Below are 9,075 nucleotides of genomic sequence, written 5' to 3' on the forward strand. Positions count from 1 at the left end.
GAGCCTCAATGAACCGGAGAACCACGTTCATCCTGGCCGCAGGTGCGGCCCTGGGCCTTGCCACGGGAGCCATGGCCCAGGACACCAAGACGGTGTGCTACGTGACGGCGGCCGACAGCCACGCCTATGTGACGCCCGCCAATGAGGCGCTGAATGCCCGGGCCAAGGAGCTCGGCATCGAGATCCTGAGCCTCAGCCAGGAGTTCAGCGCCCAGACCGGCACGGACCAGCTGAACACCTGCATCGCCCGCGGCGTCGACGGCATCATCCTGTGGCCTCTCGATCCCCAGGCCTACATCCCCGGCCTTGCTCGTGCCCAGCAGGCCGGCATCCCCGTGGTCCTGATCAACTCGCCCATGGACCCCCAGGCCGAGCCACTCTACTCGTCCTTCACCGGCCCCGACGTCTACATGGAAGGACAGATGGCAGCCGATGCTCTGAACACGGCCCTCAACGGGCAGGGCAAGGTCGTCATCATCGCTGGTCAGGCCGGGAATGGCACCACCATCGGACGCGTGGACGGGTTCAACGAGGAGCTCGCCAAGATCGGCAGCCAGATACAGGTGCTCGATACCGTCAACGCAGACTTCGACCAGCAGAAATCGCTGGTGGCTAGCCGCGATCTCATCACGCGCTTTGGCGACGAGATCACCGGGGTCTACGCCAACGACGACATGATGGCGCGTGGCTTCCTCGATGCCTGGAAGGAGGCGCGGCCGGACCAGCCGCCGCCCCCGGTCGTGGGCATCGGGGGCCAGAAGGACGCCTTCGCTGCCCTCCAGGCCGGCGAGATGGCCGCCACGATCATCCAGTCTCCGGCCGTGGATGGCCGTCTCGCCATCGATACAATGGCTAAGATCCTGAACGGTGAGACCGTCGAGAAGCGCATCCCCATGGATCTGACGATCGTCACGCCGGAGAACGTCGGGGAGCACGAACCAGCCTTCTAATCGTCTGCGGGCCGCTCCGGAGGGGCGGCTCGCAGCCTTCCATGCCGGTCCCAGCTGTCCTTACCCCTGCGAACCCGTGCCGTGCGCCGGGCCGGCTCAGCCCGATGGAATTTGAGCGGCAGCAGGCGGCGCTACCTCAACCCGCTGTCCACGAAAGCGGCAGCAGGCCACATGGAGACGCTGAAGGTCGAGGCCGTCTATCTCGCTGAGTATGAGACCTACGAGGATGTCGCCGCCGATCTGCCCCGCTTCATCGACAAGGTCTACAACACCCGGCGCCTACACTCCGCCTTGGGCTACCTCAGCCCCATCTAGTTCGAGAGCCGCAAGGCCCGTGCCCGTCTCAAAGACGCAGCCCGATCCCGTCCAACGACACGGGCGCACTCCAAGGCACGACGCAACGAGCAAAGTCCGTGGCCACGCCTATTATCAAAGTTGGCAGCTCGCCTACGCTCCGCCCCTAGTTCCACGCGGACCCTTTGGGTAGGGCACCTTTACCAAGTGAGTCCGTAGTGACACATTTGAGCGACCTAGTAGCCCGAGGGATTCTTTGAATCGGAGTGAAGCAATCGCCGCGCGGCCGGCATTGACTGGCAGTGCGCGAGCGGTGTTCCGGCGGCTGGCATACGACGGTCCATCTACTCGTCCGCAGATCGGCACGGCGCTGGGCTTGTCTCGGCCGACGATGTCAGCCGCTATCGGTGAGCTGCAGCGGCTGGGCTATGTCGAGATGATCGGCTTGATACGGGGTCCGCTGGGCCGGAGCGCGGCGCAGTATAGAGTTGGACCTGAAGCTGGGCACGTGCTCGCGGTGGACGCTGGCGCGACACACATCCGGCTGCGAGTCTCCACTCTCGATCGAAGGCTTCTTTACAGCTGCGCCTATCGGCTGCCGATTCGGCAGTTCGTGCTCAATGAGGAGATCAGCCGCGCCGTTGCCGGTCAGGTCGCCGCTGCAATAGCTTCGACCGGCCCGGACTGGGGCCCGCTTCGAACGGTGGGTATCGCTGTACCTACGCGTGTCGTTGGACCCGATGGCGATGCTGAAGCCAGCCGACAGAATATGGTCTTCACCGCCTTCCGGCCACCCAAGGGCTCTGCTGTCGTGCTGGAGAACAACGTCAACTGCGCAGCGGTGGCCGAGCAACAATATGGCGCAGCGCAGGGCGAGACGACCTTTGCCTACATCCAAATCGGACTGAAGATCGGCATGGGGCTGATGCTAGGCGGGCAACTGCTCCGCGGCCGAAACGGTGGAGCGGGCGAGATTGGGCACCTGAGCTTCCCGCTTGCCCCAGGACTTGAACCGCAACCCGGTGCAGCTGAACAGTATCTGGGTGCCGAGGCGCTCATGGCCCGTGTCCACGCTGACTGGCCCGCAGACGAAGGGGAGCCTCCAACTGACACCGCCGAACTCCTCCATTTAGTTAACCAAGGCAGTTCAGTGGCGCGCCGCCACGTGGAGCGTCACTCCGCCGATATTGGCGCGATCGTCGCCTCCTGCGTGAGTGTTGTCGATCCGGGACTTGTGGTGCTTGGCGGAGGGCTGGGCGCCTCGCCACTGCTACTGCCAAAAGTGCGCCAGATGGTCGACCGCCTCTCCTACGCGGCTGAAATCCGCAGCAGTTCGCTGGGGGCCGACGCCACGGTGCTGGGCATTGAGCGGCTTGCGATTGATCACACGGTGGCTGCAACTCTGGGCGAAGAAGCCTAATTCCGTCTCCGCCGCAGGTCTACAAGCTCCAGCTACAGCATCCCTCTTGTCTGCTCAATTTAGTTAGTTAAGATGCCTAACAAGAACAGACCGACCCGCAGCACGCAGGGCGGAGCCCAACAGGAGGACACATGCACACCATGAATAAACTGCGCGCTAGTATCGCCGGCGCTTCTGCCCTGGTTGCGCTTGGAGCAGCTGGAGCCGCCGTCGCCCAGGATGTGACGCTCGAATACTGGGTCTATTCGGACTTCGCGCAGGGTGACGCGCTCGCGCTGCAACAGGAGTTCATCAAGGAGTTCACCGAGCAGCATCCGGGGGTGACGATCAACATCACCGGCAAGGGCGACGACGACCTGACCGCAGGGCAGGTGGCCGGGGCGGCCAGCGGTGATCTGCCAGATGTGTTCATGAACGCCCAGTCGGTGGGCGCGCAACTAGTCGAGGTGGGAGCTCTGTCCAACCTCTACGACCAGTGGATGGCCATGCCGCAGGAGTTCCGCGACCAGTTTGACGAGAGCGCGCTGGCCGGCTGCATGCCCAAGCCGGACGAGCTTTATTGCCTTCCGTATACCGGCTTCGGGTCGCTGTTGTTCCGCAACCTGACGGTCCTGGAGAAGGCAGGCATCGACACCAGCACGCCTCCCGCCACGTGGGACGACTGGTTCGCTCAGATGCAGCAGGTCAAAGACGCCGGGATGTATGCCATTCCGGACGAGACGCTGGTCTTCAACTCCATCGCCGAGATCTACGCCACCTCGGGTGACAGCAGCACCTGGGGCTTCAACTGGGAGGACCGCACCACGCGGATTGACCCGGAGATCATGACCAGGGTGCTTCAGAAGTTTGTGGATATGGCTCCGCTGAACAGCGGCACCAGCCGAAACGATCAGGCGACGAAGGACCTCTTCATCTCGGACCAGCTGGCCTTCCATACGGTGGGTCCTTGGGTGAATCCGACCTACGAGGAAGCAGCGCAAAACAGCGGACTCAAATACGATTTCGTTCTGATCCCCGGTGATGAGGCCGGCAAGACCGGCGGTATCCGTAGCTACGAGATGATCGGGGTCGCGCCCGGCGAGAACCAGCAAATCGCGTTCGAATTCGCCGCCTTCATCACCGAGAAGGCTCAGATGGCGCGATGGGCGACGTTGCTGGCCCGCTACAACGCCAATGCGGCGGCCATGGCGGATCCCGAAGTCGCGGCGCTGCCTCTCATCAAGGTCTCGGTCGACGCAGCACGCGGCGCCATGGATGTCGCGGCGCCGTACTTCGTCGACTCGGTGCCGAGCTGCTACAACTCGGTCGTGATCGACTACGCCTCGGCCACAGCCGATGGGGAATACACCCCCGAAGAGGGCGCCAAGGAGATGATTGCCGAACTGAACGACTGCCTGGCGGAATAGGTCGCTTGAACTGACAGACACATCCTGCGGCCGGCGAAGCTCGCCGGCCGCCATTCAGACAGGACACTGCATGTCGTTCCGGAGATACTTGCCGCATTATCTCATGATCGCCCCTTTCATGATCCTGTTCGCGGCATTCTTCCTTTATCCTATCCTCAGTGGCTTCTATTACAGCTTCCACGACTGGAACGGCGTGCAGACGCCAGAATACATCGGGCTGGGCAACTACGAAAAGGTCCTCGGCTCCCGTGATTTCTCGAGAGCCATGACCAACCTTCTTTGGTACATCGCTCTCACGGTCCCGCTCGGCATTCTCGCGGCGTTGGGCCTCGCTCTTCTGGTGGACAGCTTCACCGGGCGCTGGGCCAATTTCTTCCGCAACGCCTTTTTCTTGCCTGTAGTTCTGCCGGCCTTCCTGGCCGCGACCATCTGGCGCTGGATCTACGCGCCGAACTTCGGCCTGCTCAACGTGGTCCTCGGCTGGCTGGGGATGCCCTCGGTCAACTTTCTCAACGATACCGGGACGATGCTCTATGCGCTGATCGCCGTGGACATCTGGGTCTCAGCCGGATTCAACATGGTCATCATTCTTGCCGGTCTCAAAAACATCCCGTCCGAGCTCTACGAGGCCGCGCGCCTCGATGGCGCGAATAAATGGCAGCAGATCGTCCACATCACCTTGCCGATGCTGGGGCCGGTGCTGTTCTTCGTGTTCACCTACGGCCTGATCTCGGCCATGCAGGTCTTCGACAAGCCGTGGCTGCTGACGGGCTCGTCCTTCGCTAGCTATGGCGGGCGCCGTAACGCTCTGCTCTTCCCGGTCATGGACATGATGGGGCGGGCGTTCGGCGGAGTGAAGTTCGGCGAGGCCGCCGCCTATGGGTTCCTGCTGACCGTCGCCATCGTCGCGGTGACCGCCGTCATGTTCGGGCTGCGCACGTGGAGGGAGCGCAGATGAGCCGCATCACGGTCTGGGTGGTCCTCAAATGGGTCGTGGCCCTGACCATCGCGCTCATTGCCATCTTCCCTATCTGGTGGACGATCAACGTCGTATTCGCCCTGCCGGGTGAACCAGTGTCGCTCAACCCACGGCTCTGGCCGACCTCGCTGTCGGCGGGACTTCAGAAGATCCACATGATCTTCACCGAGACAGAGTATCTTCGCGCCTACGGCATCTCGATCGCCTATGCGCTGCTGACGATTATTGGCGTTCTGCTGATCGGCTCACTGGCCGCTTTCGAATTCTCGCTCTTCGAGTTCCCGGGCCGCCGTATCCTGTTCGGCATCGTGATGCTCGCGCTGATGGTGCCGACCGCCGTCACGATCATTCCGACCTACCTGCTCACCTCGCGCCTTGGATGGCTGAACACGATGCAAGGACTGGTCGTGCCCGGTCTCGCCTCGGCATTCGCCTTATTCATGCTGGTCCAGTTCATGCGGGCTATCCCGAAGGACATGATCGAGGCCGCGCGGCTCGACGGCGCGGGCCATTTCCAGATCTACTGGCACGTCGCGCTACCGCTGTGCCGGAATGCATTGGTCACGCTGGCCATTCTCACCTTCATCCAGACTTGGGGCAACTACATGTGGCCCCTCATCGTCGCCTCGCGACCCGAGATGTACACGGTCGGGCAGGTTGTCGGCCTCTTCAACTCTCCTCTGTCCCACCACACCGTCGATACGGTGATGACCGCCAACCTTCTGGCCGCCATTCCCCCGCTGATCTTCTTTCTGATCTTCCAACGTCAGATCGTCGAAGGTGTCGCGATGTCGGGGACGAAGGGCTGATTGGAGCATCAAATGGCTTTTCTCGATATCTCTTCGGTGTCGAAATCCTACGGCGCCGTCCCCATCCTGAACGAGATCAACCTTTCCATTGAGCGGGGCGAGTTCGTCGTCTTCGTCGGCCCCTCCGGCTGCGGAAAGTCCACGCTGCTGCGGATGATCTCAGGCCTCGAGGAGATCTCCTCTGGGACCATCTCCATCGAGGGTCAGGTCGTGAACAAGGTCGAGCCGGCTGAGCGTGGCACGGCCATGGTTTTCCAGTCCTATGCGCTCTACCCGCACATGACGACCTTCCAGAACGTCTCGTTCGGCTTGCGCATGGCCCATAAGGCTCGCGACTTCATTACGAGCCGGGTGACGCACGCGGCCACGATCCTGCAGCTCGACCGGCTGATGGACCGGCGACCGGGACAACTGTCCGGAGGACAGAAGCAACGCGTCGCGATCGGTCGCGCCATCGTCCGCGAGCCGCGCGTGTTCCTGTTCGACGAGCCGCTCTCGAACCTTGATGCCGAGCTCCGAGTGCAGATGCGGGCCGAGCTGATGGACCTGCACCAGCGGCTGGGTACCACCATGATCTATGTGACCCACGATCAGGTCGAGGCCATGACGCTGGCCGACAAGATGGTCGTCATGAATGGCGGGCGCATCCAGCAGGCCGGCGGGCCATTGGCGCTCTACGATGACCCAGACAACCGTTTTGTGGCCGGGTTTGTCGGCTCACCCAAGATGAACTTCCTCCCGGCCCGGATCGCTGCCGTCGAACCTGCAGTGGTCCGGCTAGAGGGCATAGGCGGGCGGGCGTCCGCCGCGATGCCGATGGCCGGGGTCAGGGCGGAGTCAGGACAGGTCGAGATCGGGATTCGCCCCGAGCATCTTCGGCTGGTCCCAGACAACGCCGAGGGTGGGGGCTTGGTGCTGGACGGCACGGTGACTCTTGTGGAGGAACTGGGTGCCGAGAGCTTCGTCCATATGACTGTCGAAGATGGCACGCGCATAACGGTGCGCGCAGGCCGCGACGCAGCAAGGCCCAAGGGCCAGGTCCGAGCCAGAGCTGACCTGCAGTACGCGCTCCTGTTCGGACCCGATGGGCAACGCATCCGTCCCAAGGGTGGACGGCTCGCATGACGGCTGTTCCAGGGGCCGATCCGGAAGCGCTGATCGTCGGCATCGACATCGGTGGAACCAAGACGCATCTTCGCGCAGAACTTGCAGACGGAGGCGGCACGCGCGACCTGATCCGGCCCAGCGCCGAATGGCGCCGCCGCGATTGGGATAGCGATGCCCAGGCTCTGCTGGGCATGGTAGCCGAGCTGACCAGGGGCCATCCTGTGGTCGCGCTCGGGATCGGCGCTCACGGCTGCGACGACGCCGATGAATGCGACGCCTTCCAAGCCGCCTTTTCCAAACGGACTCTTGTTCCGCTCGCCGTCGTCAATGATGCCGAGTTAATGCCGCTTGCGCTCGGCCTACACGGGCAGATCGGCGTCGTCGCCGGCACCGGTGCCATCGCGGTCTGTCGACCGGCTTCCGGCGAGATGCTGGTTTCTGGGGCTGGGGCTGGATCATCGGCGATGAGGGCAGCGCGGCAAGCCTGGTACGCGAAGCCGTCCGCGCCGTGGCTCATCATTTCGACGCCGGGCTGGCTGCGCGAGACCCCTAGTCGAGGCGATGATCGAGACGCTGGAGGTTCCGGCGGTCCCGCGGCTGGGCAGCACGCTTGGGCAACTCGGTTCGGCCACGGCTGTCGGCCGCCATGCTATTGCGGTGTTCGATGCCGCCGACCGCGGATCGGACCTCGCCAGGCAGGTTGTCCGTGAAGGTGGACGGGCGTTGGCGCAGATGGTGCTGCTGCTCGAGAAGCGCGGGGCAGGGGCAGCCCATGCCGTCGCGGGGGGCAGCGTCATCGTCTCGCAGCCGCGTCTCTGGCAAGCCTTCACTGAGGGCTTGGCTGAGCTCACAGCCGATCGCCTGACGCCGCATCTCTTCACCGGCAGCCCGGTCGAGGGCGCCTGCCGCCTCGCTCGCGTGCTGACCTCCCCCCAAAGCTGTGTCCGGGGTGGGGTCGCATCCGGTGCAGGCCAGACCGTAACTCCAGGAAGGACGAACCTATGAGCTATCGCTCCACAATTGCCCGTCAGCCCGAGGCGCTGGCGGACACCTATGCCGCAGCGCGCGTCGAATTGGCCAATCTGGATCTGTCGATCCTCGACAAGCCGGTGATTGGCGTCACTGGCATCGGAGCAAGCTTCGCTGCCGCCGTCGTGGGCGCCGCCGAGCTTCAGGCCAAGGGCCGCCGTGGCTTCGCTATCCGGTCGGTCGACATGGCCGACGGTTGGGATCTCTGCGACGCCCTTGTAGGCCTCTCGCACCGGGGCCGCAGTGTCGAGACCGTTGCGGCGTTGGAGAAGCTGCCCCAGGCCAGCCGCCTTGCGATCACCAACGACCCGGAAAGCCCGCTGGCGCAAGCCGCTAACCTGCACATCCGGCTGAACAACGGCTCCGACGCCACCCCCTCCAGCACCGGATATACGGCCACTTTGCTCGCGATGGGGATGGCCTTCGAGAAGCTGATCGGCGGCGGCGATGACTTCGCTGCAATTCCAAAATTGGCGAAAGAGGTGCTAGCGGCTGCGGGCAACCGCATGGAGAGGCTGGGCGAGCTGTTCTCGGCGCGTCGAGCCATTGACTGCGTGGGCGCAGTCGCCTCGTTGGGCACTGCGGACGGCGCCTCGCTTCTGATCCGCGAAGCGGCTCGCATTCCAGCTTCGGCCTATGATACCCGGCATTACCTGCACGGGCCGATGGAAGCGATGGATGCCACCACCGGCGTCGTGATCTTTGGCGCGGGGCGCGAAATCGAGCTGGCGCAGCAGGTCGACGCCATCGGTTGCCCGGCGCTGCTTGTCACGACCGAAGATGTGCCGGATGGGAACCGCCTGACGGTCATCAAGGTGCCGAAGGCCGATAACCTGATCGCGCAGGGCATTCTCGATATCTTTGCCGCCCAACTCATCGCAGCTGTACTTTCCGATGCTGCTGGGCTGACAGATACAACGTTCCGCTACAGGATGTCGGACACAAAGGTGCCAAAGGCTGAGGCAGCCTAAGGGCGTTGTTGCACAACCCTGTGGCGGGTGCTCGCGTAGGGACCCGTGGCGCCTATCTGGGCACTCATGAGCAAGCCGTCTCCCGCCCGCTATCGCACGACGAACTGGCC

General features: G+C 63.5%; 9 protein-coding genes. All 9 read left to right on the forward strand.

Features of this window, described 5'->3' with window-relative positions; translation table 11 throughout:
• The first annotated feature begins 8 nt into the window (after positions 1 to 8).
• The 9 genes from RUMESO_RS02775 to RUMESO_RS02810 all read left to right on the forward strand — a co-directional run bounded on the left by RUMESO_RS02775 (position 9) and on the right by RUMESO_RS02810 (position 8,965).
• Positions 9 to 950, forward strand: a complete 942-nt coding sequence (locus RUMESO_RS02775) for a sugar ABC transporter substrate-binding protein (RefSeq protein WP_037277907.1) — start codon at positions 9 to 11, stop codon at positions 948 to 950.
• A gap of 171 nt (positions 951 to 1,121) precedes the next feature.
• Complete coding sequence (locus tag RUMESO_RS24880; RefSeq protein ID WP_156362643.1) at positions 1,122 to 1,265, forward strand: integrase core domain-containing protein; 144 nt, start codon at positions 1,122 to 1,124, stop codon at positions 1,263 to 1,265.
• Positions 1,266 to 1,752: 487 nt separating this feature from the next.
• Positions 1,753 to 2,664 carry an ROK family protein gene (locus RUMESO_RS02780; protein ID WP_245639111.1) on the forward strand — a complete coding sequence of 304 codons (912 nt, stop codon included), beginning with the start codon at positions 1,753 to 1,755 and terminating at the stop codon, positions 2,662 to 2,664.
• A gap of 131 nt (positions 2,665 to 2,795) precedes the next feature.
• The gene (locus RUMESO_RS02785) at positions 2,796 to 4,070 is read left to right on the forward strand and encodes an ABC transporter substrate-binding protein (RefSeq protein WP_245639112.1); all 1,275 of its coding nucleotides are present in this window, start codon (positions 2,796 to 2,798) and stop codon (positions 4,068 to 4,070) included.
• A gap of 88 nt (positions 4,071 to 4,158) precedes the next feature.
• On the forward strand, positions 4,159 to 5,028 hold the full coding sequence (locus RUMESO_RS02790) for a carbohydrate ABC transporter permease (protein WP_245639113.1): 870 nt from the start codon (positions 4,159 to 4,161) through the stop codon (positions 5,026 to 5,028).
• The gene (locus tag RUMESO_RS02795) at positions 5,025 to 5,858 is read left to right on the forward strand and encodes a carbohydrate ABC transporter permease (RefSeq protein ID WP_037277911.1); all 834 of its coding nucleotides are present in this window, start codon (positions 5,025 to 5,027) and stop codon (positions 5,856 to 5,858) included. The genes RUMESO_RS02790 and RUMESO_RS02795 overlap by 4 nt, the downstream gene beginning before the upstream one ends.
• Positions 5,859 to 5,870: 12 nt before the next feature.
• Positions 5,871 to 6,983, forward strand: coding sequence for an ABC transporter ATP-binding protein (locus RUMESO_RS02800; RefSeq protein WP_037277912.1), 1,113 nt, complete (start codon positions 5,871 to 5,873; stop codon positions 6,981 to 6,983).
• On the forward strand, positions 6,980 to 7,675 hold the full coding sequence (locus RUMESO_RS23795; protein WP_245639115.1) for an ROK family protein: 696 nt from the start codon (positions 6,980 to 6,982) through the stop codon (positions 7,673 to 7,675). Before RUMESO_RS02800 ends, RUMESO_RS23795 begins: the two co-directional genes overlap by 4 nt.
• A gap of 291 nt (positions 7,676 to 7,966) precedes the next feature.
• Positions 7,967 to 8,965 carry an SIS domain-containing protein gene (locus tag RUMESO_RS02810; RefSeq protein WP_037277915.1) on the forward strand — a complete coding sequence of 333 codons (999 nt, stop codon included), beginning with the start codon at positions 7,967 to 7,969 and terminating at the stop codon, positions 8,963 to 8,965.
• Positions 8,966 to 9,075 lie beyond the last annotated feature (110 nt).

The sequence above is a fragment of the Rubellimicrobium mesophilum DSM 19309 genome (assembly GCF_000600335.2).
GTDB classification, from domain to species: Bacteria; Pseudomonadota; Alphaproteobacteria; order Rhodobacterales; family Rhodobacteraceae; genus Rubellimicrobium; species Rubellimicrobium mesophilum.